21 protein-coding genes are annotated in these 25,445 nt (G+C 46.2%); 9 read left to right on the forward strand and 12 right to left on the reverse strand.

Going from position 1 to position 25,445, the window contains the following annotated elements:
* Nucleotides 1-214 precede the first annotated feature (214 nt).
* Complete coding sequence (locus ACXLDX_RS00390) at nucleotides 215-1,507, forward strand: hypothetical protein (RefSeq protein WP_457575205.1); 1,293 nt, start codon at nucleotides 215-217, stop codon at nucleotides 1,505-1,507.
* Between the two features lie 32 nt (nucleotides 1,508-1,539).
* On the forward strand, nucleotides 1,540-1,929 hold the full coding sequence (locus ACXLDX_RS00395; protein ID WP_457575206.1) for a rhodanese-related (seleno)protein: 390 nt from the start codon (nucleotides 1,540-1,542) through the stop codon (nucleotides 1,927-1,929).
* A 53-nt stretch (nucleotides 1,930-1,982) separates the two neighbouring features.
* Here ACXLDX_RS00395 and ACXLDX_RS00400 read toward each other — a convergent pair whose 3' ends face one another.
* Nucleotides 1,983-2,393, reverse strand: coding sequence for a ComEA family DNA-binding protein (locus tag ACXLDX_RS00400; RefSeq protein WP_457575207.1), 411 nt, complete (start codon nucleotides 2,391-2,393; stop codon nucleotides 1,983-1,985).
* A gap of 248 nt (nucleotides 2,394-2,641) precedes the next feature.
* The gene (gene ilvC, locus ACXLDX_RS00405; protein ID WP_457575208.1) at nucleotides 2,642-4,114 is read right to left on the reverse strand and encodes a ketol-acid reductoisomerase; all 1,473 of its coding nucleotides are present in this window, start codon (nucleotides 4,112-4,114) and stop codon (nucleotides 2,642-2,644) included.
* Nucleotides 4,115-4,500: 386 nt separating this feature from the next.
* Between ilvC and ilvY the strand changes: the two genes are divergently transcribed.
* Together ilvY and surE are read left to right on the forward strand one after the other, a co-directional pair.
* Nucleotides 4,501-5,385 (forward strand): HTH-type transcriptional activator IlvY, encoded by an 885-nt coding sequence (ilvY, locus tag ACXLDX_RS00410; protein ID WP_457575209.1) that lies wholly within the window; start codon nucleotides 4,501-4,503, stop codon nucleotides 5,383-5,385.
* 107 nt (nucleotides 5,386-5,492) lie between these two features.
* On the forward strand, nucleotides 5,493-6,251 hold the full coding sequence (gene surE / locus ACXLDX_RS00415; RefSeq protein ID WP_457575210.1) for a 5'/3'-nucleotidase SurE: 759 nt from the start codon (nucleotides 5,493-5,495) through the stop codon (nucleotides 6,249-6,251).
* Between the two features lie 341 nt (nucleotides 6,252-6,592).
* Here the strand turns inward: surE and ACXLDX_RS00420 are convergent, their stop codons facing one another.
* Nucleotides 6,593-7,384 (reverse strand): PEP-CTERM sorting domain-containing protein, encoded by a 792-nt coding sequence (locus ACXLDX_RS00420; RefSeq protein WP_457575211.1) that lies wholly within the window; start codon nucleotides 7,382-7,384, stop codon nucleotides 6,593-6,595.
* Nucleotides 7,385-7,934: 550 nt separating this feature from the next.
* Here ACXLDX_RS00420 and ACXLDX_RS00425 point away from each other — a divergent pair.
* Entirely contained in the window at nucleotides 7,935-8,849 is a 915-nt protein-coding gene (locus ACXLDX_RS00425; protein WP_457575212.1) for a cation diffusion facilitator family transporter, read from the forward strand.
* Between the two features lie 172 nt (nucleotides 8,850-9,021).
* Here ACXLDX_RS00425 and pyrF read toward each other — a convergent pair whose 3' ends face one another.
* Nucleotides 9,022-9,741: an orotidine-5'-phosphate decarboxylase gene (pyrF, locus tag ACXLDX_RS00430; RefSeq protein WP_457575213.1), complete on the reverse strand. Its 720-nt coding sequence runs from the start codon at nucleotides 9,739-9,741 to the stop codon at nucleotides 9,022-9,024.
* Nucleotides 9,742-10,282: 541 nt separating this feature from the next.
* Here pyrF and ACXLDX_RS00435 point away from each other — a divergent pair.
* From ACXLDX_RS00435 to ACXLDX_RS00450, 4 genes are all read left to right on the forward strand, one after another.
* On the forward strand, nucleotides 10,283-10,567 hold the full coding sequence (locus ACXLDX_RS00435; protein ID WP_228854991.1) for an antibiotic biosynthesis monooxygenase family protein: 285 nt from the start codon (nucleotides 10,283-10,285) through the stop codon (nucleotides 10,565-10,567).
* A 538-nt stretch (nucleotides 10,568-11,105) separates the two neighbouring features.
* Nucleotides 11,106-11,372, forward strand: a complete 267-nt coding sequence (locus tag ACXLDX_RS00440) for an OadG family transporter subunit (RefSeq protein ID WP_457575214.1) — start codon at nucleotides 11,106-11,108, stop codon at nucleotides 11,370-11,372.
* A 215-nt stretch (nucleotides 11,373-11,587) separates the two neighbouring features.
* Nucleotides 11,588-13,351 carry a biotin/lipoyl-containing protein gene (locus tag ACXLDX_RS00445; RefSeq protein ID WP_457575223.1) on the forward strand — a complete coding sequence of 588 codons (1,764 nt, stop codon included), beginning with the start codon at nucleotides 11,588-11,590 and terminating at the stop codon, nucleotides 13,349-13,351.
* Between the two features lie 467 nt (nucleotides 13,352-13,818).
* Complete coding sequence (locus ACXLDX_RS00450) at nucleotides 13,819-15,021, forward strand: sodium ion-translocating decarboxylase subunit beta (RefSeq protein ID WP_457575224.1); 1,203 nt, start codon at nucleotides 13,819-13,821, stop codon at nucleotides 15,019-15,021.
* 323 nt (nucleotides 15,022-15,344) lie between these two features.
* Here ACXLDX_RS00450 and ACXLDX_RS00455 read toward each other — a convergent pair whose 3' ends face one another.
* The 8 genes from ACXLDX_RS00455 to ACXLDX_RS00490 all read right to left on the reverse strand — a co-directional run bounded on the left by ACXLDX_RS00455 (nucleotide 15,345) and on the right by ACXLDX_RS00490 (nucleotide 25,192).
* The gene (locus tag ACXLDX_RS00455) at nucleotides 15,345-16,529 is read right to left on the reverse strand and encodes an ABC transporter substrate-binding protein (protein WP_457575215.1); all 1,185 of its coding nucleotides are present in this window, start codon (nucleotides 16,527-16,529) and stop codon (nucleotides 15,345-15,347) included.
* A 120-nt stretch (nucleotides 16,530-16,649) separates the two neighbouring features.
* Nucleotides 16,650-17,477 (reverse strand): nitroreductase family protein, encoded by an 828-nt coding sequence (locus ACXLDX_RS00460; protein WP_457575216.1) that lies wholly within the window; start codon nucleotides 17,475-17,477, stop codon nucleotides 16,650-16,652.
* Between the two features lie 74 nt (nucleotides 17,478-17,551).
* A complete protein-coding gene (locus ACXLDX_RS00465; protein WP_457575217.1) occupies nucleotides 17,552-18,364 on the reverse strand; it encodes an enoyl-ACP reductase FabI in 813 nt (270 codons plus the stop codon).
* 284 nt (nucleotides 18,365-18,648) lie between these two features.
* On the reverse strand, nucleotides 18,649-20,181 hold the full coding sequence (locus tag ACXLDX_RS00470; protein WP_457575218.1) for a gamma-glutamyltransferase: 1,533 nt from the start codon (nucleotides 20,179-20,181) through the stop codon (nucleotides 18,649-18,651).
* Nucleotides 20,178-21,317, reverse strand: a complete 1,140-nt coding sequence (locus ACXLDX_RS00475; RefSeq protein WP_457575219.1) for a carboxylate-amine ligase — start codon at nucleotides 21,315-21,317, stop codon at nucleotides 20,178-20,180. The genes ACXLDX_RS00470 and ACXLDX_RS00475 overlap by 4 nt, the downstream gene beginning before the upstream one ends.
* Nucleotides 21,318-21,445: 128 nt before the next feature.
* Nucleotides 21,446-21,823 (reverse strand): DUF4177 domain-containing protein, encoded by a 378-nt coding sequence (locus ACXLDX_RS00480; RefSeq protein ID WP_457575220.1) that lies wholly within the window; start codon nucleotides 21,821-21,823, stop codon nucleotides 21,446-21,448.
* A 252-nt stretch (nucleotides 21,824-22,075) separates the two neighbouring features.
* Nucleotides 22,076-23,809 (reverse strand): MORN repeat-containing protein, encoded by a 1,734-nt coding sequence (locus ACXLDX_RS00485; protein ID WP_457575221.1) that lies wholly within the window; start codon nucleotides 23,807-23,809, stop codon nucleotides 22,076-22,078.
* 123 nt (nucleotides 23,810-23,932) lie between these two features.
* Nucleotides 23,933-25,192 carry a valine--pyruvate transaminase gene (locus tag ACXLDX_RS00490; RefSeq protein WP_457575222.1) on the reverse strand — a complete coding sequence of 420 codons (1,260 nt, stop codon included), beginning with the start codon at nucleotides 25,190-25,192 and terminating at the stop codon, nucleotides 23,933-23,935.
* Nucleotides 25,193-25,445 lie beyond the last annotated feature (253 nt).

Here is a 25,445-nt window from a genome sequence, read left to right on the forward strand (position 1 = left end):
AAAAGCTCGAAAATACAGAACTCGCTAAAAAAGACCGTAAACTGATAATAAAAATCAGACATCACCTGGAAAATTTTGATTTTGCCAGGGCCTTAACAACTCTGCAGCAAAGAGAACCGTGAAAAGGCTGAGTTTCATGGATAATCAGTTTTTTTTAATGGAATAAATCGAGTCTGACAAAGCTCCCATAAGAAACACCTTTGCGGAAAATTTTATGGGTTTTTATTCTCTTTTAATACCAGTCAGTCTGGCACTGAGCTGGATGCTTTCCCCGGATGCCCTCATCCTCCAGGGAAACGGCGCAGGTCTGTATGGAAATACTTTCTACTTGATGCTGACAATCGGTTTTCTCCTTGCCATTGGCAGTATCTCCCTTTTCCGGCATCGGGCACTGGGATCATATGCCGGAAATGCATTCCTCTGTCTCACGGAAACAACCGGCATTTTTCCGGCAGCGACCCTCATTCTTGCCGGTCGGGCCAGCCTGGTTCTTTTTCTCCCTACCGGAATACTTGTCACCGCCGGTTTCACTTTTAATGAAATATTTCTCTACTGGTTTCCCAATTTCGCTTTCAGCTTCAGTCTTCTCATCTTCGTTCTGCTGCTGCACCTACTGGGAGAAAAAACAGCCCTTACCATACAACCAGTTCTCATAGGAATTGCATTTTCCGGACTCCTTTTTCTTTCACTTTATGGTCTCAACGGCCACCACATGTCCCAACCGGAACAACCTGCCCTTTCCGTTCCCAACGTGCTGTCCATACCGGCCGGAGCCCTACTCCTCTTTCTGGGGTTTGATTTCAAACCAACCAGGTATGCAATACCGCCCAACCCCGGGCAACTCACACTTCAACCCCACCGGAAAAACTCTGACAAAGGCTGGAATCACCTCTTCCTCGCTCCAGTTTCCGGCTACGTACTGTTCATGCTCTGGACCAGGGTTTCCCTTGACAATGTTGAAGCTGTCAGGCTTTCCATATCAACAATTCCCTACCTCTTTGTCGCCCGGGAAAGCCTTGGACAAACCGGCCGGATCATAATCGGAATCACAGTAATCAGCGGTACCCTTGCCTGCGTGAACGGCCTTTTCATTCAGACTAATAATATTCTGACGGAGCTCTCATCTGTTCTTTTCCACCGTTTTTCCATAAGCCCTGCCGTCCGCACCAGGATTTACCCCATATTTTTTTCTGTTCTGATCGGTATTTTCATGATGACAGGTATGGCAGGCAGTGAAAAACTTGAAATCTATATCAGAGGCAGCCTGTTGCTCTGGCTTTCCCTTATCATCATGCAGTGCTTTTCTGTTGCAAAAATTATTGAAAAAACACATAGATATATCTCAACCGCAGGATATGCTCTCGGGATTGTACTTTTTTTGAGTCTCTGTTCACTCCTGCTCTCTTTTCATGAAAAATATTCCCTCCTGGTCTTCTGCTCAACTGTTCTGATAACTGCAGCATTGGCTGCAAAAGGTTTATTGCCTGCCGGTAATAAACACAATTGATACACAAAACTCAGCCTTTAAGGAGAAACATTATGAAAAAACTTATTACCCTTCTACTGGCAATAACTTTCCTGATATCCGGGCAGCTATTTGCCGCATCTGTCACCAAAATGGACAAGGATGAACTGAAATCACTGCTCGGTTCAGAAAATCTCGTGGTTCTGGATGTCCGGGTTGGAAGAGACTGGAATTCAAGCGAATTTAAAATCAAAGATGCTGTCAGAATGGCACCATCGGATATCGAGCAGGTGAAGAAATATCCCAAAAATACAAAACTTGTTCTCTACTGTGCCTGACCCAACGAATTTACCAGCGCCCGGGTGGCGCAGAAATTAATGGAAAAAGGATATAACGATGTTTCAGCCCTTAAAGGAGGCTGGAGGGAATGGTTCCGGGCAAAATACCCTGTAGATCCAAGATAACTGGGAAATAAAGAACCCGGGACCTGAATATGACCCGGGTTCTTTAAGAAAAATCAGATTTTTTTCAGAAACGGCTTCAGCTTGGCCAGGGTTTTTTCGCCAATACCCTTAACTTCGACAAGATTATTAATGTTTTTAAATTTACCGTTTGCTTTCCTGTATTTGAGAATCGCTTCCGCTGTTTTGGGTCCTATTCCAGGAAGCTGCATCAGCAGCTCTTTGTCAGCACGGTTGATATCCACGTTTTTCGGAAAATTTTTCGTTGCTTTTTTCGTACTTTTTTTAGCAGTTTTTTTCTTTGCTTCTGCTTTCGTTTTCCTGGTTTTTTTCCTGGTTTTACTCTCTGTTTTTACCTTTCCCGTGACTTCCTGAGCTGACGATTTGGCAAAAACCTGGCCCGGTACAACAGAAAAACTGAAAACACAGGCCAACATGATTGCTACACACACAGATGTAAGTTTCATTGAATTCTCCTTTTTCTTTTCATGGGTGTAATAATTATCTCCATATCAGGAGTTCTTTTCTCTTCCGATACGGAGATGAGTTTGTTCCGTTTTTCCGGATTTGCCCCATATTACATTTTGAAACTTACAATTTTCCCACACTCCCCACCACTTTCTTACCTTTTCTTTACAAAAAAATCAGGAAAAATAAAAAGGCCCTAAGATTTCAAAACCTTACAGCCTTATTCCTGATGTAATTTTCCGGTCTTTTACATTATCGGTTTCATTGCACTCATATATGACCGCAATTCTTCACCAACCATTTCTATTGCGGAATAACGGATTGACTCATTCACCTGTATAAGATCCAGGTTATCAACACCGGTATCCTTGAGGTCGAGTCCCCTGCCGATAACATCGCTGTCAACACTCTTCATGAAATCACCAAGCAATGGTATTGCCGCGTTTGCAAAAAGGTAATTGCCATACTCCGCCGTATCTGAAATAACCACGTTCATTTCATACAGTTTCTTTCTGGCGATGGTGTTTGCAATAAGAGGTACTTCATGAAGGGATTCGTAATAGGCAGATTCTTCCTTGATACCGGAAGAAACCATGGTATCAAAGGCCAGCTCGACCCCGGCCTTGACCATGGCAACCATAAGGATGCCGTTATCATAATATTCCTGTTCCGGGATTTCATCCTCTGTAGACTCTGCTCTCTCAAAGGCAGTCTCCCCAGTCTGCCTGCGCCAATTCAACAGATTGGCGTCACCGTTTGCCCAGTCTTCCATCATGGTTCTGGAAAAATCCCCTGACATGATATCATCCATATGCTTTTCAAACAATGGCTGCAGAATAGTTTTCAACTCCTCCGATAAAATAAGAGCCTTTATTTTGGCCGGATTGGACAACCGGTCCATCATGGCGGTAATACCACCATGTTTCAGGGACTCCGTCACCACTTCCCAGCCATTCTGAACCAGTCTGGACGCATAGCCTGAATCTATACCGTTTTCTATCATTTTGTCATAACAGAGCAGGGAGCCCACCTGCAGCATTCCGCAGAGGATAGTCTGTTCCCCCATCAGATCAGACTTTACTTCAGCAACAAATGAAGATTCCAAAACACCGGCTCGATCCCCACCCGTACCACAACAGTAGGCCTTGGCAATTTCCCAGCCTTCACCCTTGGGATCGTTCTCACCATGTACGGCAATCAGGGTTGGTACTCCAAATCCACGCTTATACTCTTCACGTACCTCGGTTCCCGGTGATTTCGGTGCAACCATGATGACAGTCAGGTCTTTGCGGATCTGCATCCCCTCTTCCACAATATTAAACCCATGGGAATAGGAAAGACACGCACCCTCTTTCATCAGCGGCATCACCGTGGAAACAACGGCAGTGTGCTGTTTATCCGGAGTCAGATTAATGACCAGATCGGCCTGCGGAATAAGTTCTTTATAACTGCCCACGACAAAATCATTTTCAGTGGCATTTTTCCACGACTGCCGTTTCTCCGAAATGGCTGAATCACGCAGGGTATAGGAAACATCCAGCCCACTGTCCCTCAGGTTCAGCCCCTGGTTCAATCCCTGGGCCCCGCATCCGACAATGACGATTTTCCTGCCCTTGAGTGCTTCAACCCCGTTAAACTCGGCCGGATCCATGAAACGGCATTTGGAAAGTTCTTCTATCTTACGACGCAGTGACAATGAATTAAAATAATTTTCTGCCATCCTGATCTCCTTTTTCCAGCTTTACGGAAAATTGTAGTGTCTGAACCATACAAAAAAAGTACAAGGTTCAGCCTGTTTTATCTGAAAATCCGCGGCTGAGGGCCGTGCCGTCACAGTCGGAATCTTCATTGGTTTTTTGAGGCCGGGCCATAGACTCCGACCATGCCGGTTTATCTGAAACCGACATCCGTAAACTTGTAATTACTCACAGGTAATGGAATCATATAGTTATTACCCCTGTGAGAAGTTACGTAAACATGTCTTCCACGTAACTCTTTCCAGCGGTAGAGTCTTCCATATAATTGACATTCTCTTATTGCGTCAAGTGATTTATTCATGATATTATGTTGCATATTCGGCAACACCGGTTTAAAAATCATTTTCACATGAACATAAGAGAACTCGAACTATTCAGGCACCTGGCAACTACACTCCATTTCGGCAAAACAAGTCTTGAATGCAATATCACACCTTCCGGCCTGACAAGAACAATCCAAAGACTGGAAAACGAAACAGGCAAACTGCTGTTTCTACGTGACAACAGGTCGGTCTCTCTCACTCCAGCCGGCATCCTTTTCAGAGAATATTGCGAGGAGACCATCGGACGCTGGAATGAGCTGCAGAACAATCTGCAGAACGATACCGTTTTAAGGGGAAAAATATCACTCTACTGTTCTGTTACTGCCATTCTGTCAATACTTCCGCGAATCCTTATCCGATTCAGAAAAATTCATCCTCAGGTTTCCATTCATATCCAGACAGGCGATGCTGCAAAGGCCCTCAGCAAACTGCAGGCCAGAGAAGTTGATATCTCAATTGCCGCTCTTCCTGAAAATCCACCGAAACACCTTGACTGTGTTGAAATATTGAAAACTCCACTTATTTTTATTGCTCCCAGATTTTTTCCGCAAACAATCTGTTACAGTGATGAGAACAGAAAACATATCAACTGGGAAAAAACACCGCTCATTCTTGCCAATGAAGGACTGAGCAGAACCAGAACAGAGCGCTGGTTCAACGCAAAACAGATTACCCCAAACCTCTATTCACAGGTTTCCGGCAATGAGGCTATCATCGCCATGGTTGGCATGGGCTGCGGAGTTGGAGTTGTCCCCCGACTCGTCCTTGATAAAAGCAGTCTCGCTGATGAAATCGATATCCTTGAGGTCACTCCCCGCCTCAAACCTTTTACGGTAGGCGGCTGTACCTCGATAAGGAACAGAAACAACCCGGTTGTTCAATCTTTCTGGAAAATTCTCCAGAATCCGTGAGCATCCGAATCCGGTGAAATTGCCGGTTGCGGACTTTGGGAACTGTCTGTTTGTAACTCCTCACAGGGGGCGCTGCTCTATTACCTCTGAACTGTGTGATTAAAGACATGCGAACTCTGCTTATAACCAACGACGACTCCATTCACAGTCCCGGTCTGATGGCCCTGAAACAGGCTGTTGAAGGATTTGGAAAAATTATTGTCATTGCGCCCGATCGGGACAATTCCGCAGTTTCCCATTCCCTTACAATGGACAGACCACTCAAGGTGATCGAAATTGACAAAGACACTTATATGGTAAACGGCACTCCAACAGACTGTGTTGCCCTGGGAATAAAAAAAATACTTGACTGCAGGCCTGCACTCCTGCTTTCAGGAATAAACGCCGGAGCCAACCTCGGAGATGACATTTCCTACTCTGGAACAGTCTCCGCAGCTGTTGAGGGAACCATGTATTCAATTCCTTCCATGGCGGTTTCCGCCACCGGAGATCCCCCTTACGATTTTCTTGAAGCAGGAAAAGTGGCAAGAATGGTCGCGGAAAAAATATTGAAAAACGGTTTGCCGGATAACACTCTCGTCAATATAAACATTCCCCCGGAACATAAGAACACCATCAGGATAACCCGACAGGGGAGAAGACTCTGGGAAAATTCAATACAGGAAACCTGCGACCCGAGGGGCCGCAGGCATTACTGGATCGGCGGCGGGACCCCCGTTCACGATTCCGGTAAAGATACAGACGTTCAGGCCATAAAGAAAGGCTGTATTTCCATCACTCCTGTCCAGCTTGATCTTACCAGTCATTCCGGCATTGATTTCCTGAAAAACAACTGGGACACCGATGGAAGTTTTATCAAAACATGAGAAAAAGAAAACGGTGGAAATCAATATGATTCCACCGTTCGACACAATACTTTAAGAATATCCCCAAAAATCAGGTTATTTTCTGTACATTCTCAGAAATAGATCTTTGATATTAAATAGTTGTAACTGCTCGCAGGAGTCACAGACTTCTACAGGTTTTTCTGTTCATTATAACCTGCCTATACTGACAAAAATGACCATGGACATGAGATGCCTGTGAGCAATTAGCTAGCCTGCCAAAGCAGGCACATTCCCAATCCGGCTGAATTTTATTGGTAATCAGCGTTCTACCTGGGCGTTGCCGGGTCAAATTTAAAAATAACTTTTGTTATCTAGAAGATTTATTTATTTCGAAACCTCAAACCCGCCAGACCGGCAAGACCGATGCCGAACAGAAATACTGTTGCAGGCTCAGGAACGGTTGTTCCTCCTGTCTGTTCAAAACCGGCATAAAGTACATCCTCCTGTGAATAATTATAAAACCCGAACTGTCCACTGGTGAATGTTGAATCTAAAACAGTAACATCCCACAGAAGATTGTTTGAAGCATCCCTGACATTAATCGTAAATGTTCCAGGAATCAGGTTAAAGTCAAGATGAAATGTATATACCGCCTCGTCAACCCATCCTTTGTTCGCGCCATGGTTTTGGGCAAGTACTTCCATATCTCCAAAATCGTTCTCATTTTCCCAGAACTCAGCCAACGAAAGATCTGTTAAACCATTTCCGGTCGCACCTGTCATTTTCTTAACAGTCATTCCTTCGGCGGCTGTTGTACCCACATAACCCTGGGATCCCTGTTTCCAGTCAAATAAATAAAAATTACTTGAATTCTGATAGCCGAAAACAAAACCCATATAGTCATCGTCCCATCCCCCATCAACCTGCCAGGAGCCATCCATCGAATAACTGGTCTGGTTAAGATTATTAAGATAAAATGACGGATCAGCATTTACAACCTGTTTTACGGCAGTATTTCCAGCCTGCAATACCCAGCTTCCTGCCGGTTGCCCTCCACTATAATCTAGTGTCAAAGGAGACCAGGTTGTCAAATCTACAGGATCAGCCTGCGCAGTGAATACTCCTGTAAAAAAGAACAAAAAAGGTGTTACAATCTGCAATAATTTTTTCATAATTTATTTCCCTTTTGATTAAAAATTTAATTACCCCCGAAACTCAATTAATTGAAAAATATTCCCCATAACCCTAATCCATATCGAACCAGAAATATTGCTTGCAATTTTAAATCCCAAACAAAAACCAACACAAAAAAAACACATGGTTACACATTGTTATAAACTTTACCCCAAACAATCTTCTAACAAAAGAAAGCGGTTATCCGGACTTTTAATCCATGTTTGCGGAATTTTTCGGAAATAAGGAACGTCAAAACGATGGCAGCGAGCCGGGCCTGCAATCATTGCTTTTTGAAAAGGACTGAGTACTTTCTTTTTTCATTAAGCAATTCCATTTCTGATTACCCATGAAATTCAGCCAGTTTGGGGATGTGGCTGTTTTTATCAGGCTGAGTTTTGTATGTCGTAATCAGAATTCAATTATAGATAACTTGACCAGGGGGGAAAAAAGCATTACTGGATTGAAATTGAAACCGTACCCTCCCTGCTCTCCCGAACCTGCTGAGCTTTCATCATAAAGTAACGGACATTTTCGAAACTTTCATTTATGACTCCAACCGACAGGCATAAAAAAACGATCCTGGCCGTCAACCTCGGCCTGTTTGCCAATGCCGCACTGGCCATTCTGAAAACCGGTGTCGGCATAGTCGGTAACAGCCCCGCTCTGCTTGCAGACGGCATAAACTCAACCTCGGATGTCGCCTATGGTATCGTTGTCCGTATCTTTATGCGTCTTTCGGGAAAGCCGGCTGACAAAGAACACCCCTACGGGCATGACCGGCTGGAATCAATTGCTGCAGTCGTAGTTGGTGCTTTTGTCATCACAACAGCCATCTCCATTTTCTGGTCCTCCGTCAACAGAGTGTATGAACTGACCAATATCTCCGGCAGCCCGGAAGGGGCAACAAAACTGGCTCTCTGGATTGCCCTGTTCACGGTTCTGATAAAAATATGGCTCAGTTTCTGGACATATTCGATTGGCAGACAGACTTCAAGCAACGTGGTTCTGGCCCTGGCAGCCGACCATAGGAACGACATTTTTTCGGCTCTGGCGGCCAGTGTCGGCATCCTTTTCAGCCGTGCCGGTTTTCTCTGGGTTGACCCGCTTGCGGGCGGATTAGTCTCTCTGATTATCCTCCATACCGGAGTCGAAATAATTCGGGAATCGGCAGCTGATCTGATGAATACCCTGCCAGGTCAGCAGCTCTGTGAACTTATCCATGAAAAGCTGGGAAAAGTTGAACAGGTCCTTGATATTGAAGACATCCATGGACACAGGTTTGGCCAGTATATGGTCATTAATATTACAATCGGTATCTCCCCCGAGATTACAGTGGCGGAAGGAGATGAAATTGCCACCCGTGTGGAGCAGATTCTCCTGACGGAAATAGAATCAATGCGCCGGGTCTTTGTCCACTACCATCCTGTCACTTCACCTTTGAAGGGTGCCTTGAAAAATTAGAATTATCCTGGAAATGACAAAGGCATGGGCTGTCATAGAATATTATGTTGGTATCGAGGATGAATATTTTTTCCTGAATCCTTCACTTTAAAAAAATAATTATCACTTAATTTCAATATATTACGACATATTTGGCGGATTTGCCAATTGCAGGATTTAGGTTTTACTCACATTAACTCTCTCCAGTGAGCCGGATAATATCCTGCTGCATCGTTTCAATGACCCTGATCGGATCTGCAGCTCCCGTGATCGGACGGCCGACGACCACATGATTGGCACCGTTTTTTACAGCCGTACCCGCTGTAACGATACGTTTCTGATCATCAACCGATTCTTCCACATTCGCACCCGGCCTGATTCCCGGGGTAACAATGAGCAGTTTTTCCCCCAGGCTGTTCCTCATTTTTTCCGCTTCCAACCCGGAAGAGACAACACCATCACAGCCAAGATCAAGGGCTCTTTTCGCCCGAAAAAAAACAAGATCCTCAATTGACCGGGTCATGCCCATTGCCCGCATGTCCTCCTCCCCGAAACTGGTCAATACTGTGACGGCGAGAAGTTTCATATCACCCCGGGCAGACACTGCGGCCCGAATAATCGGATCATTTCCATGAATGGTTGCAAAGGAGACCCCCCTGCTGTTCACCTGCTCCACCGCCAGCCTGACTGTCTCCGGAATATCAAAAAACTTCAGATCAAGCATGACCCGGTGTCCCCTGTCCACCAACCAGTCAACCATCTCAAACCAGCTGGCCATGAAAAGCTGGAGACCGACCTTAAAAAAACCCACATGAGACTCGCACTGTTTCACAATCTTCTTTGCTCCGGCCGAGGTCGGAACATCCAGGGCAACAATTATCCGTTCATTTAACGGTACGACAGGATTTTTCATATTACTCCATTAATTCACTCAATATCTTTTCGGATTACATACAAAAATCAGTTTTCTGAATCCGTGCGCATCCGCCGGCAATACATCCCAACCTGGAAATTTACCTTCTCTCCTCCTCCCATGCAAGTTTCTCAAAAATCTTTTCGTAATTGCTCACATTCACTCCGGCTTTTCACACCGCGTATCTGGCGTGATCTGTTTAGATTTCCTGTCAGAAAAGAATGGTGAACCAGTTGTGACCCGATCAATTTTTTGGATAACATCCTGAAATACAGCCAAAAACCCATGTTCAAGCCTGTTTAAAAATCCACTCTCCCCCCCCTGGACGGCATCCTCCGACGGATTCATGTTTCTATTAATGATTCCTCACAGGGGCAACAACTCCATGATTTTATTACCTCTGTTTTCTTTACAACTATTTCCAATACCACTATAGTTTAATTATACCTCCATCACTTATGCACAGTACCCCGGAGGTACAGGGCGGCTGTTTTTTATGTAAACGACTGCTGATCATTAATATTGAGAAAGGAGAGTGCCTATGACAGTCAAAATCTTTATCAAAAGAAAAGTCTCAGCTGACAGTATTCTTGAATTGACGATCCTGCTGAAGAAACTTCGTAGCCTCACCTTGAGTCAATCCGGATATATTTATGGCGAAACCCTTCGACGGGTGGATGCAGACAATGAGTGTATGGTTATCAGTACCTGGCGTTCGCTGGATGACTGGAACAAATGGCTCCATAATGAACAACGGATTGAAATTCAAAATGAAATAGACAGACTTCTCGGTGAAACAACCGAGTACTCCGTGTATGAAGTCTAACCTGGCCAGAGTCCGTCATACAGGCTGTACCCTGTCACAGGGCACAGCCTGGCTCTTCAAACAAAAAATTTCTCTCTCTTTATATTTGATAAGGTTAATTGTAACTCCTCACAGGGGTGGCAACTATGCGATTCTATTATCTCTGAACTGTAATTGTTCACAGGTGCCACAGATTTTTGCAGGCGCTTCTGTCCGCATAGGCAGTGTCTGTCCAGAAATGAGCCATGTAACATAATCCGCAGGCGGGATGGCGTGAAAAAGGACATGCAAGATACGTCAGAGCAGTGGTGACGGGACACCAGGTAGGCTATAGCGAATAAAAGAGTCTGTGAAAATCTGTGGCACCTGCAAATAGTTACAATTCAGCACGATTTAATAAGAAACATTTGCCTTTTCTATTAATGTTATTGTTTTGATCAGCCGGGCTACATCGTGTAGCATGAAATTTCCACCCATTTACCTTGGATTAACCATTAAAATGTCTATCCTGAAAAGATCTTTTCGGACTGACACTTACCAGTAGCGAGGACTGGAGACAATGATTATTGAAGGTGTTAAACTGATGTTTGTCGGCATGGCGACCGTCCTGCTCTTCCTTTCCCTGATGATCCTGCTCATTCAATTTGTATCCTTTCTCACCCGGGACGCTACAGCCCGGGAGCTGGAGGCAATACAAAAAGAAAGAGAACTCCAAGCTCTCAAAAGAAGAAAGAAAAAAGAGGCTTACGCTGATAATGATGAGGATATTGCTGTTATTGCAGCCGCAATTGCAGCCTTTGAAGCCGAACGTTTTGCGCGGACATAAGCCTTGAAAAATCTATGCTTCTGCAAGATAGAACTATCCTTCCCAGACGGGAAAAACCAATACTGTCCTGCCGAAACGTACTGGTCTTTGAATATATTGTTGTGATTTAAAGTTTTCGGAAAGATACCGACAACACTTCTGGTTCAATCAGCAGGTACAGTAACATTTCAACACATGCGAGGAGAAAAACGGTGAGTAAAAAAGTTATTCAATTTATGGATACGTCCTTTCGGGACGGATTTCAGTCTGTTTTCGGAGCCAGGGTTTTAACCGATGACTTTCTCCCGGCGGTCAAAGCTTCCGTTGATGCCGGTATTACCAATATTGAGGCGGGAGGCGGAGCCCGGTTCCAGTCCCTTTTCTTCTACTGTGGAGAATCGGCTTTTGATATGATGGACCGCTTCAGGGACGAAGTCGGTCCTGATGTTGCCCTGCAGACCCTTGCCCGCGGGATCAATGTTGTTGCCCTGAGCCAGTGCCCCAGGGATATCATTGATCTGCATGCCAAAATGTTCAAGAAACACGGCATGACCACCATCAGAAACTTTGACGCACTCAATGATGTCCGTAACCTTGAATACTCCGGAGAACGAATTGCCCACCACGGACTGAATCACCAGGTTGTAGTCTCAATGATGGATCTCCCTCCCGGTTGCACCGGTGCTCATACCGCAGAATTCTACATGGACAGACTGAAACAGATCCTTGATGCGGATATTCCTTTTCACTCTATCTGTTTCAAGGATGCGTCTGGAACCTCCAATCCGAAAAAAGTATTTGAAACATTCAAAGCTGCCCGTAAACTTGTTTCCGACGATACCATTCTCTGGTTCCATACCCATGATACCGCAGGCCTCGCCATTTCCCAGAATCTTGCCGCAATTGAAGGTGGCGCCGATGGAATTGACCTTGCCAAGGCCCCGGTGAGCGGCGGAACCTGTCAGGCCGATATTCTTTCCATGATCCATGCTCTCAAAGGTACGGATTTTACCCTGGATCTGGATTATGAAAAGATCCTGGTGGCCACGGAAGCCTTTGAAGAAGCCATGAAGGATTACTTTTTCCCGCCTGAAGCCAAAATGGTGTCCCCCACTGTCACACTCTCTCCCATGCCCGGCGGAGCCCTGACGGCAAACACCATGATGATGCGTGACACAGGAACTCTGCATCTCTATGCCGACGTTATCAAGGAAATGTCGGAAGTCGTTCGCCTGGGAGGTTTTGGTACGTCTGTGACTCCGGTATCCCAGTTTTACTTCCAGCAGGCCTATCTCAATGTCACCCAGGGTAAATGGAAAAAGATCAACCCCAGTTACGGCAACATGGTGCTCGGTTATTTTGGTCGTACCCCTGCTCCTCCGGATCCGGAAATCATCAAAATCGCTTCTGAACAACTGGGAAAACCGGTTTTCACTGATGATCCCCTCGATATTCTTGAACCGGGTATTCCAAAGGCCACCAGGATTCTAGAGGAAAACAACCTGCCGGTAAACGATGAAAACATCTTCATCATTGCCAGCTGCGAGCAGAAAGGCCTTGATTTTCTCCTTGGCAATGCTGTCACTAATATCAGAAAGATCACTGACGAAAAGCCGGCTGACAAGAAAAGCAGCAAAACCGCTGCTCCCGCAGCACCGGCTCCCATGGGTCCCCGTGACTACACCATTACTGTGAATAACCGTCCTTACAACGTGACTGTTTCAGAGGCGGGTGGCATCAAAGCGGCTCCTGCGGCTTCGACACCTGTTGCTGATGACGCAGTTGAAGGAACGGAGGTAGAAGCTCCAACTCCTGGTAATGTTGTAAAAATACTGGTTGAAGTCGGCAGTGCCGTTGAAACCGACCAACCCCTGGTCATCCTCGAAGCCATGAAGATGGAATCAGAAGTAAAATCACCCTGCTCAGGCAAGGTTCTTGCGGTACACATTTCAGCCGGAGATACGGTTCAGAGTTCCGATCCGCTTTTCACCATCGGTTAGAACATGACTGAACCATGGTAAATGGTCAGAAGTTAAAAAAGTTGAATCCCCCCCGTGACCAGTTACGAACCATGTTGTTTCGACCCGGTTCCCGGTGCATTTCAGGCTTCCGGGAACCTTTTCCTCTTCGCTTTTATCGGGAAAATCTTATGAAAATGAATAACGGAATTTTCATGCTCTTCTTGCTGGGGTTGATTACCGTCTTTTCAGTACCCGCTTTTGCGGATACTGAAAAGATCACCATCACCTCGCCGGCGGATGCAAAAATAAAACGTATTGATGTCCATCCGGGCAGCTTTGTCTACAGTGGTGACCACATTGCCACCCTCAAAAAAGAGGATGGAACAATCATCAACCTCAAGGCCGGTTCCTCCGGCAAAATAACTGACCTCAATGTCAGGGAATACCAGAAAATCCATAAAGGTGATGTTATCGGCGCCATGGAGTCTTCTCCTGTCATTGCCGATATGCCGGTTACATCAAAAAGCAGTACACTGCCTTCCCTTTCCAGTCTTGGTCGGAACCTGTATAAAACCACTGGCATTTACGGTATTATTCAGGGACAGTTCACCAAGGACTGGACAGTGGGAATCGGCCGTGTACTGATGATGCTCGTGGGACTTCTGCTGGTCTACCTGGGGATTTTCAAAAAATTCGAACCTCTGCTTCTTATTCCCATTGGCTATGGTGCCATCCTCTCCAATATCCCGCTGGCGGGAATTGCCGAACCCGGCGGTATTCTCTTTTATATTTATGAAGTCGGTATAATGACTGGTGTTTTCCCCCTCATCATTTTTATGGGTGTCGGCGCTCTCACTGATTTCGGCCCCATGATTGCCAACCCGAAAACAATCCTTCTAGGCGGAGCCGCCCAGTTCGGTATCTTCACAACCCTGCTGGGTGCTCTCTTTTTGACTGATATGATTCCTGGAATCAATTTTTCCCTCCGGGACGCAGCCTCCATAGGTATTATCGGTGGGGCGGATGGTCCCACGGCCATTTTTCTCTCCAGCCAGCTCTCTCCACGACTGCTCGGTTCCATCGCCATTGCCGCCTACTCCTATATGGCACTGGTTCCTCTTATCCAGCCGCCGATCATGAAGTGGCTGACCACAAAAGAGGAACGGGAAATTAAGATGGTTCAGCTCCGCCATGTATCAAAAATGGAGAAAATAATTCTGCCGTTAATGGTACTCGGCCTCTGTGCCGCACTACTGCCCTCTGCAGCGCCCCTGATCGGTATGTTCATGCTTGGCAACCTTGCCAAGGAATGTGGTGTAGTCGACCGACTGTCGGATACTATCAAAAACTCCCTGATGTATATTGTTACAATCTTTCTTGGTCTGGGAGTGGGCAGTAAGCTTTCAGCGGATAAATTCCTCAATGTGGAGACACTTGGCATCCTTGCACTCGGCATGATTGCCTTCTGTATCGGCACCGCAGCCGGTGTCCTTCTTGCCAAACTCATGAACAGAATTTCCAAAACCCCCGTCAATCCACTTATCGGTGCCGCCGGCGTTTCCGCCGTACCCATGGCTGCACGGGTTGTCAACAAGGTCGGCCTGGAAGCCAATCCCCAGAATCATCTCATCATGCATGCCATGGGAGCCAATGTTTCAGGTGTTATCGGTTCGGCTGTTGCTGCAGGTGTGTTACTGGCATTGTTGTAACCTGTTTTTTGTTAATTGCTCCCCGGTCAATATAGTCAGCTTAAGGATAAGATGGTTGAAAAAACATAAAATTCATAGTCGAGTCTGATTTTAAAACCGGCTTCATTAAAAAAGGCCGTTCACCTCTTCCTGAGGTGAACGGCCTTTTTTTCTTTCTTCAATTGAATGAGGACATAAAAATGTGACTCCTCATAAAGATATCTGATTACGTATGAAACTCAGCCTGTTATTTGTGAGTCTGTGGATGTGCCTGATAAAACAGGCACATCCACAATTTGGCTGAGTTTCATGAGTAATCAAGTAAAGATATTAACTATATGATTTTATGGATTTAGAATTTTATAGGATTCAAACTCTCCCTTATCGTTAATTCTCAATACTACCGCACTTTTAGTCGGATCACCGCTACTGTTCATGTCCAGAGAACCGGAAACACCCTCAAAACTTCTGATAGCCGCAAGTTTATCTTTTATTGCCCGCCGGGTGTCCAGAAGATTGCCGCCCAGACCGTCAAGATGACTGATTGCGGTAAGAACCAGATCAACAGAATCATAGCTGAGAGCCGCGTTGGCCGTGGGAAGCCGGCCGTTTTTCTTTTGAAATTGCTCAACAAAGGTTTTGGCTTTTCCCTTTGCGCCGACAGCACCAAAATGAGAACAGAAATAGAGCCCTTTGCAGACATCCCCGCATTCTGCCATCAAGTCTGAAGACTCCCAGGCATCACCACCGAAGATTGCTTTTTTCCAACCATTTTTCCTGGCCTGTTTAATGATAGCCGGAATTTGGTCAGAATATTGCGGAATAAACAGAACATCAGCATCTGATGCAACAATTTTTTCAAAATAATGGGAGTAATCTTTTTCGCTGGACAGGAATTTCTCAAACGCAACAACAGAACCTGCCCCCCGCTGCTTTTCAAAGCTTTTCTTAAAAAACTCCGCAAGTCCTCGAGGATAGGCATCGGCAACGTTGAACAGAACAGCAGCTTTTTCCGCTTTCAATTCCGTTATGGCAAAATCCGCCATAGCCTGACCCTGGAAATTATCAAGAAAACAGGCCCGGAACACAAAAGGTCTGTTCAACGTGGTTTTCGGATTGGTTGAAGTTGGTGAAACCATGGGTGTTTTAAAAGAATTGCAGATATTTCCCGCTGGAATAGCTCTGGAACTGTCAATGGGACCGACAATGGCAACCACTTTATCAACAGTAATAAGTTTCAGTGCAGCTGAAACTGCTTTCTGCGGCTCAGTTTCATTGTCACCGTAAACATATTTCACTGCATACGACTGGCCGCCAATCTTCACGCCGCCTGCCGCATTGACAAGCTCACGGATAAGCTCTACTCCCGCTTTCACATTCTTCCCCGCCTCGCTCCTTGCTCCGCTCAAAGGAAGATTAATCCCAATAGTTATACTCTCCTGCGCCCGCGCCATACCCGCCGCAAGAAACATGGAAATCAGAACAACAAGGCAATAAACCTGCCGTCGAATCATTCCTGGTGCATTCATTCAGAATCTCCTTTTACAGTCGCTATCTGTTTCCTGAAAATCCAGCCAGCAAAGGGTGTTTTGCCGCAGTCGGATTTTCATCATTTTTTTGGCCGGGCCATTCGATCCGACCATACCGGTTTATATTTCAATACGGACAAAGTTTGGTTTTCCACGATCGACAGTTCTATCATACCGAACAGCCGGCATACCAAACCCCATCACATATCCAATCAGGTAGTCGTCCGGGATCTGCAGCCGTCTGCGCAGGGAGGGAACCAGTTCCGTGATGGTCAGCATGGCAAGACCGTTCCAGATGGTTCCCACGCCACGGCTCTGGGCATAGAGTTCAAAAGTCGTCAGGCTGATGATGGCATCATGCAGTGGAGCAGCACTCTCCTTGTGGGCTGAAACGACCAGAAGATGAGGGGCACCACGGAAAAGAATATCCACTCCCTTCTGCTTCCACGCCTCCATGATATCAGTGAACATTTCCATGCCTTCAGGCAGCCTGTCTTCCTTGATCAGCTCTTCCAGGCCGTCAAAAGCTTCCTTTCGTATACTGTCCAGAACCCCTTTGTCATCCACCAGGCTGAACAGCAGACGTCTATCGTTATGACCGCTGGGACCATGCCAGGCCACTTCAAGAAGTTTTTCAATTTCTGCAGGATCCATATTTTCGTCCTGATAATTTCTGAAAGATCGCCGCCCCTTGATGAGTACCTCCATTTTTTCCGGGTCTGGAAGATTTTTTCGTAACTCCAGAACATCCTGGACAGTTGCACCGAGAAGAGACAGAGCTCCCTCACTGCATATGGCAAAACAGTGCAGACAGTGTATGCAGTACTGCTCCATATCCTCAGGAATAACGGGCAGACCACCGTCCATGGCAATAATTGTGGCAGGACAATCGCTTGCACACTGTCCACACCCTATACACAACTCTTCATCAATCTTGAAATCCAGCATTTTTGCTCCTGGTTGTTCGTATTTTGCTGTTTTTTATTTTCCCTTGAAACCCTTTACCGGGGATGCTCTTCTTCTCAGCTCACCGCTTTTGTAATTATATCCTTATCGAAATAATTTACTTCCATTCCCGCATCGACAACAATTGTCTGACAGTTTATTCCCGACGACCGATCTGACAACAGAAAGGCTGCCGTATTTGCAGCTTCCTGTGTTGTCAGTGCCTTTTTTCTTAAAATGGCCTTTTCGGCAAAAAGATAACTGTCCACATACCCCGGGATCCCTGCCGACGCCGATGTTTTCAACAGACCTGCCGCAACTGCATTGAACCTGATATTGGAAAAATCTGAAAAGCTTTTCGCCAGAAAACAAAGGGAAGAGTTCAAAGCCGCTTTTACGGGACCCATGTAACCATAATTTTCCGCTGCCATCCTGGTGGTGGAGATGGTAATTGTCACAAAGGAACCATCCCTGTCAACCAGATCTTTGAAGTGGTTGGCGATGTTAATAAATGAAAAGCAGGAAATATCAATTGCCTGAAGGAAGTCAGCCTTGATCGTTTTGTGAAACGGTTTCATTCCTTCTGAATAATTGGCATAGGCAATTGAATGAACAATGCCGGCTACCCGGCCACCGTTTTCAGCATCTATACAGTCGGCAATTTCATCCCTGACCCGGATTATGTTTTCCTCATTCTCCACATCACAGATATAAATCCGGCTATCAGGAAACAACTTTTCAGCCGTTTTTTTTCTCTCTTCAGAACGGACCACATGAATAAGCTCTGCGCCTTCTGCCGACAACGTCTTTCCAATCACGGCAGCCACTGATTTTTTGTTGGCAAGACCGAAAATAATAAATTTTTTCCCATCAATATTCAGAAAATTCATTTTCCTCGACAAGTATGTTTTTATGGACCTTCAAATTTCATGTTTTATTATTTATCTGATTAGGTATGAAACTCAGCCTGTTATTTGGAAATCTGAGGATGTGCCTGTTTTGTCAGGCGTATTTCAAAAATCACATTAGACTGATTATAAAATGATCTGGACTGACACTTTTTCATTTGAATTCCTTATCAATTGAGATTTCCAGTGATTTTTGACCGTAAGCTAGCCTGATAAAACAGGCACATCCGCAATTTGGCTGTGTTTCATGGGTAATCAAGAAACAATTATGAATGATCAACAACTGTCACGGCTCCACCACGTCGGGGATCACCTGCGCCTTCAACACCGGGAATAACGGCATGGACACCTCCGAAATAAACCCCCTGCTTCTGCCAAAGATTCACCTCCACTACCTTTCTCAAGGCCTTGACTGCAAACTGATCATACCCGGGTTCAAGCTGCAAACATTTTTCATCCAGATACAGACGGGGCGCATCCACAGCATCCTGCAGAGGACGGTGAAAATCGATAACCTGCTGGAGAACCTGACAGATGGCTGTTCGTATCCGTTTCGAACCACCACTGCCGATCACCAGCCTGACCCGGTTACCGTCCAGCAAAAGAGAGGGTGACATCATGGAAAAGACGCGGTCACCCGGAACACCTGCATGGAATCCCTGCGGATGAAGGTCATCTTCTCCCATCATATTATTCAGCATTATACCGGTACCGGGAACAAAATAGCCGGAACCTTCACCGTTTGAACAGGTCATGGCCGCGCAGTTACCCCTGTTGTCAGCAATACTGATATGGGTGGTTCCCCTGGAGAACAGTCGAATATTATTATCGGCTATAGCAATTCTTTCATCATTTTCCATGAACCTTTCAAGGTCAGCCGGTGTTGCAATTCCTTCGGCTCTCAACCGATCAACCTCTTTCATCACAGCCACTGAACGGACAAGATGCGAAGGCGAACCCCATTCAGTTTCCCCAAGCTGACATCTGCTGGAAAGCTGGAGGGCCAGAGCTATAAGTGTTCCTCCCATAGATGGTTCGGCCGCCGTGAGAAAAAGATACCTGCCGTAGGGGACGGAAAGAGGTTTTTTCTCATATACCCGGTAGGCAGAAAGGTCTTCCCGAGTGAGAAGACCTCCTCCCTGCTCCATTTCCAGCACCATTTTTGCTGCCAGCTCTCCTTCATAAAAACTTTCATCCCCCTCAATACAGATCTGCTCGAGAAATTCCGCCGTTTCCAGGTTAACCAGCATAGCTCCCTCACGGATGGCAGTCTTTGCAGAACCGTAGAGGGAAACACCCTGCTCCGTGCGACTCATGATCGGAGACAAAATCTCAAGAAAATGAGCCTGCTGACTGTTCAGTTCATGCCCAAGAGCCAGCTGTCTGGCGGGAGCCACAACATCCTTCAGCTCCATATATCCCAGTTTCCTGTGAATATGGAGCAGTCCTTTCAGAACCCCGGGAACAGCAACAGAACCAAGGCCGATATTAAATACCTGGGTCGTACCTGAAAAATCAACCTTTACAGGGAAAAAATCAAGAGGATCGATTTCCTTTTTCCTCCCTTTTCCCGGAATATCAACAAAAAAATCATAAAAAATCTGGCCATACTTCTCACTGTGACCGAGCATCAACCCGCCACCACCAAGACTCGTCAGGGCCGGTTCAGCAACCGCCGCGGCGAAACCCGCGGCAACAACCGCGTCAAAAGCATTTCCTCCCTGCTCCAGGATAACGGCAGCAGCCCGGCTCACCAGGGGATGCCCGGAAGCCGCAATGGATTTATTATACAGACTCACAGCCAGAATTCCCCCCACAATGATTGCACTACACTTTTAAGACTTTTTTCCTTACCATGACAGCAGCGTAGAAAATCCGAACCGGTACCGTCCCGGAGAATACGCTGAATATTTTCAAGATATCTTAAGGAACCGAATCGATCGGCCACAGGCTCCAGCTTTTCCAGCAGTTTCTCCACCGCGTCCCGCAGCAATATCCTCCCGGTCGCCAGCCAGCCTGAAGCATCATAGTAACTTCCTGAAAGACCATGTCGGGCAGCCTGCCATTTATTCGACTTTATAATATGCTGATTCAGGGGACCACAAGTTATCCCATCCTCTACCAGAGTCACCACAAGGGCCTGGATCATGGCAGTAATACCGAGAATATCAGTAAACCGAACCGGCAGGTCACAAATACGAACCTCCAGAGTGCCAAAATCAGGATGGGGTCTGGCATCCCACCACAAATCCTTAATGGAATCTATGACACCCACAGACCGCAGCAGTTCAATCTCATCCCGAAACGATTTCCAGCTGTCAACATGGGTATAAATTCCTGCAAGCGGCAGCGCTTCAAACAGTTTGGTCCGATAAGACATGAAGCCGGTATCCTCTCCCTGGGAAAAAGGTGAGGAAGCAGTCAGGGCCAGAAGTACAGGAAGGTAGGCCTGGATACGGTTACAGACCCTTACCGCAGTATCCCCGTCCGGGACACCGACATGCACATGAAGTCCCTGGGTGATAAATCTTCTGCCGACAATCTGCAGCTCCTGCATTATTGCCTCGTAACGACTGTTTGTGGTGAGGAGTTGTTTCCTGTGCTGAGCAAAGGGGTGCAGGCTCGCAGCGAAGAGCATGGCCTGATTATCCTCCGCCAGTTCTTCAGCCATACTCACAGTCTGCATCAGATCATTTTCAACGTCTTTCAGTGTATGGCAGACGCCGGTCTGAATTTCGAGGATGGACTGGATAAATTCAGGTGAAAGACGGGGACGGAGAAGTGGTGGCGCATTTTCAAGCAGAATTGGCGCGAGCGGGGCCAGGTCACAGCTTTTTTTATCAAGAGTCTGAAACTCTATTTCCACCCCGATAGTATAGTCCGGACTCGCTGAAAACAGAAGCTGTGCTCCTCTGTTTCTTCTTTCTTCCCCCATCAGTTATTTTCCTTAATCAGAATTTATTCCAATTACGTACACAACTCCACCTGACACTTGTGAGCCTGGAGATGTGCCTTTGAGTAATTACCTGCAGTCGGCCTGAGTTTTATGGCTGATCAAAACACTTATTCAATCCGGATTGCCCCCACATCGGGAGAGCTGTCTTTTTCATCGTCTGATTCCTGCTGCAGCTCCTCCCCGGAGTCAATGACCTCAAAATCCTCGAGCACCGGAGGGGATACTTTCTCAACCGGGTCAAACTCATTTTCCTTCTCTTCTGCGGCAACAGGATCAATATGAAAAAGTGAGGACGTTTCTTCAGCCAGAGGCTGTTTAAACACGGCAATAATACCATCCATTGTCTGTATCACAGAAACAAGTTCCCAACCTGCACGCCCATATTCATTGAGGGAAAGCTCCATTTCTGACTCATCCAGAAAAGCACTGCCAAGCAGGCCTTCCTTTTTCAGTTCATAGTGTACAGTTTTATAACTCCAGCGCATTTTCAGTCTCTTTTAAATTTTTGTAACCAGTGTTTGTCCAGAAATGAGATTTTTTGTTCGAGATCAAGGCGCACGGGAAATTTTACCGCAGGCATATAATTGATATCGGAGTCTACGCTTACCTCCGAGGATAAAAATCTTCGGGCAACGCAGATATCGGGCAAAAAGATCAACTATGGACAGGCACTAACTACTGACACAATGTCATTAACTTAAGTGGTGAGTACCATGAGAGCACCTCAAATATCATACTCAGAACTCCTGCTTCACCAACTCATCCTTTTTGAAAATCCCTTTGAAGACACGACCGTCCTTTCTGATGAATGTGCCTTTTCCTTCACGGGCCCCGAACCTGAATTCTCCCTCATAGCGACTGCCGTCACTGGAAACCAGAACACCCTCGCCATGGGGAAGGTCATCTTTGAATTCTCCCCTGTACACACTGCCGTCCGGATAAGTCAACTCTCCTCTCCCCTGGAAACTGCCGTGGGCAAATTCCCCCTTGTAATGACTGCCATCAGAAAAAAAATATTCTCCCCTGCCGGAAAACAGATCGTTGTTAAATTCACCGGCATAACGGGTGGAATCCGGGTAAGTGAAGATACCGCTGCCATGTTTTCTGCCGGCTACAAAATCACCTTTGTATTCCCTGCCATCCTTATGATGAAATGTACCATACCCCTCAATTGTTCCGTTTCTCATATCACCGACATAGCTGTCTCCACCAGGCAATTCCAGCATTCCAGGGCCATGCATCAGACCATTTTTAAATTGCCCCCTGTATTCTCTGCCGTCCGGAAAAACAATGTGTGCACTGCCGGTGAGCGGCATATTATTCCGGGTTGTATCCAGAACCACACCATTTTGAACAGAATATTTTCCATCCTGTACCCCCGGAACCTGCTCTGATTCCAATCCCTCTCCTGTTTTTTCCCTTCCAACTGTTGGTGAAGTTGTAATTTCTCTGGAAACACTCCCTTCTTTCTGCTGTGGCTGACCGTTGACAAATTGACCAGTAAAAACAGAACCGTCACTGTAAACAAGTGTACCCGTACCATGCATCCTGTTGTCGGCAAATTCTCCTTTATACCTGGAGCCATCAGGAAACAGGAGTTCTCCCATACCGTTTCTCTTTCCCTGGACAAATCCGCCCTCATAAACTGTACCATCTGGAAATTCTTGCCGTCCCTTGCCCTGGGGAAGCCCTTCCAAAAAATCTCCCTGGTACCTGGAGCCATCCACATATTCCATGGTACCATAGCCATGACAGAGATTGTTTTTAAATTCTCCCGTGTATTTTCTACCATCCGCATACCAAAGAGTCCCTTCTCCCTCGTAGCGGTCATTGACAAACATTCCTTCATATTTTTCCCCGTCGGGGGAGGAAAACACACCATAGCCATGCCTGGCCGAACCACGGTATTCTCCGGAATAACTGCTGCCATCTACATATTTTCTGGTTCCCATCCCATCGGGTTTTCCATTATGAAAAAATCCATCAAACCAGCTGCCGTCAGCATAAACAATTTTCCCCTTTCCCTCGATCATGTTATTTCTGAATTCCCCATTGTATTCCCTGCCGTCCGGAGAAAACAGAACACCTTTCCCATGAAACTGCCCCAGGCTGAATTCACCTATGTATTGAGTACCGTCAGCCTGTACCAGCGTACCTTTTCCATGGATTACATTTTTATAAAACTGACCATCATATGTACGGCCATCCGGATGCTTTATCTTTCCCCTGCCGTGAAACCTTCCGTCTTTAAACTGCCCTTCGTAAACTGTACCGTCGCCAAAGATCAGCTTTCCACTGCCATGGAGAGTGCCATTCTTGAATTCCCCGGTATAGCGCCTGCCATCCGCCGATACATAGACACCTTTCCCGTTCCGACAGTCTCCCCGCAGGCATTTACTCCATCCAGCCAACGGCCCAAGAGCAGTCAAAAGAAACAATACGAGCAGTATAACCAGCAGTCTTATCTTCAATGGTATTCTCCATTTATCTGAAAATCCGTGTCCGGAGGTCGCACCACCGCAGTCGGAATTTTCATTGGTTTTTGAGGCCGAGCCATAGAGTCATGCCGGTTTATCAAAATACCGTTATCAGGGTTACGGAGTTGAATATGCTTTCTTCACCTCTTCAGCAATAATGGCAATCCCACTTCTGATCGCATCATCATCCTGAGAATAGGTCACGCGCAGGCATTCATTTTTATGTTTCCAACCACCCCGCAGTCCCGGAAAGAAATAATGTCCCGACACAACCAGAACACCCCTTTTCTTCAACCTCTCATACAACTCGAGACTGGAAATGGGAAGATCCTCAAACCAGAGCCAGAGAAACATGGCTCCTTCAGGTTTATGTATGCGGCAGGGAATATCCACAAACTGCTCCCGTACCGCTCTGGATGCATTTTCCATTTTCCTTTTATAGAAAGGCTGAATAAGATCACGGCTTATCTTCCCGATTTCACCACTTTTTACAATTTCACGCATCAAGGTTGCCCCGACACTTGTCGGTGTAAGAGACATTATGGCATTCATACTTCCAAGGGCTTTGACAACTTTTTCATCGGCGACGACAATACCGGTTCTGATGGCAGGAAGCCCGAGTTTTGACAGGGAAAGGCAGACAATAGTATTTTTATTCCACACGGGCCGGGCATCCGTATAAACCATGCAGGGAAAAGGCAGGCCATAGGCACTGTCAATGATAAGGGGAATATTTTTTTCTTCAGCGAGTTTTGAAAGCTTCTCAACCTCACGATCTGTTACAACATTCCCCGTGGGATTGGTCGGCCTTGAAACACAGATGGCCCCTATATCATCACCTATGGCAAGCTCGTCAAAATCGACCCTGTATTTAAACATCCCGTCATCCAGGTATTCAATCCTCGGCCGTGTGGTGACAAACAGGTCCTCTTCCAGTCCAAGATCAGCATAACCTATGTATTCCGGGGCCAGGGGCAAACATATTTTCTTTCTGAAACCATCTTCATACAAACCGCCAAAAAGATTGAAAAGATAAAAAAATGCTGTCTGACTGCCGTTTGTAAGGCAGATATTTTCCGGCCCCACATCCCATCCATGTTCTCTGTTCAACAGAGCAGCCAGCCCTTCCACAAAATCATGATCACCGCAGAGAGGACCATAAACTCCGGTGAGCTGGTGAAAAAGACGGGAATCATCACAGATTGCCCTCAATCGCTGTTGAACAGTCTCCCTGAATTCAGGCACAACTCCGGGGTTACCACCCCCCATCATAATCATATTCTCCCCTCCGGAAAGAAGAGCTTTTCCCAGATCATCCATAAGAGAGAGAATTCCGGCATTGCTGGTCATTTTTCTGCCAAAACGTGAAAATTCCATATTCCTGTTCCATCCTCCTGGAAGTTCATAAAAACCGGCGTACCCGGACTCTATGGTCCGGCCTCAACAAGGTGATGAAAAACCCGACTGCGGCGGTACGGCCTTCAATCATAAATAGTAACTACTCACAGGGGTAGCAATTATATGATCTTATTACCTCTGAACTGTAATTGCTCACAGGTGCCGCAGATTTTTGCAGGCTCTTTTGTTCGCTATAGCCTACCTATGCGGACGAAAGAGACCGTGAAAAGCT

The sequence above is a fragment of the Desulfomarina sp. genome, assembly GCF_054039375.1.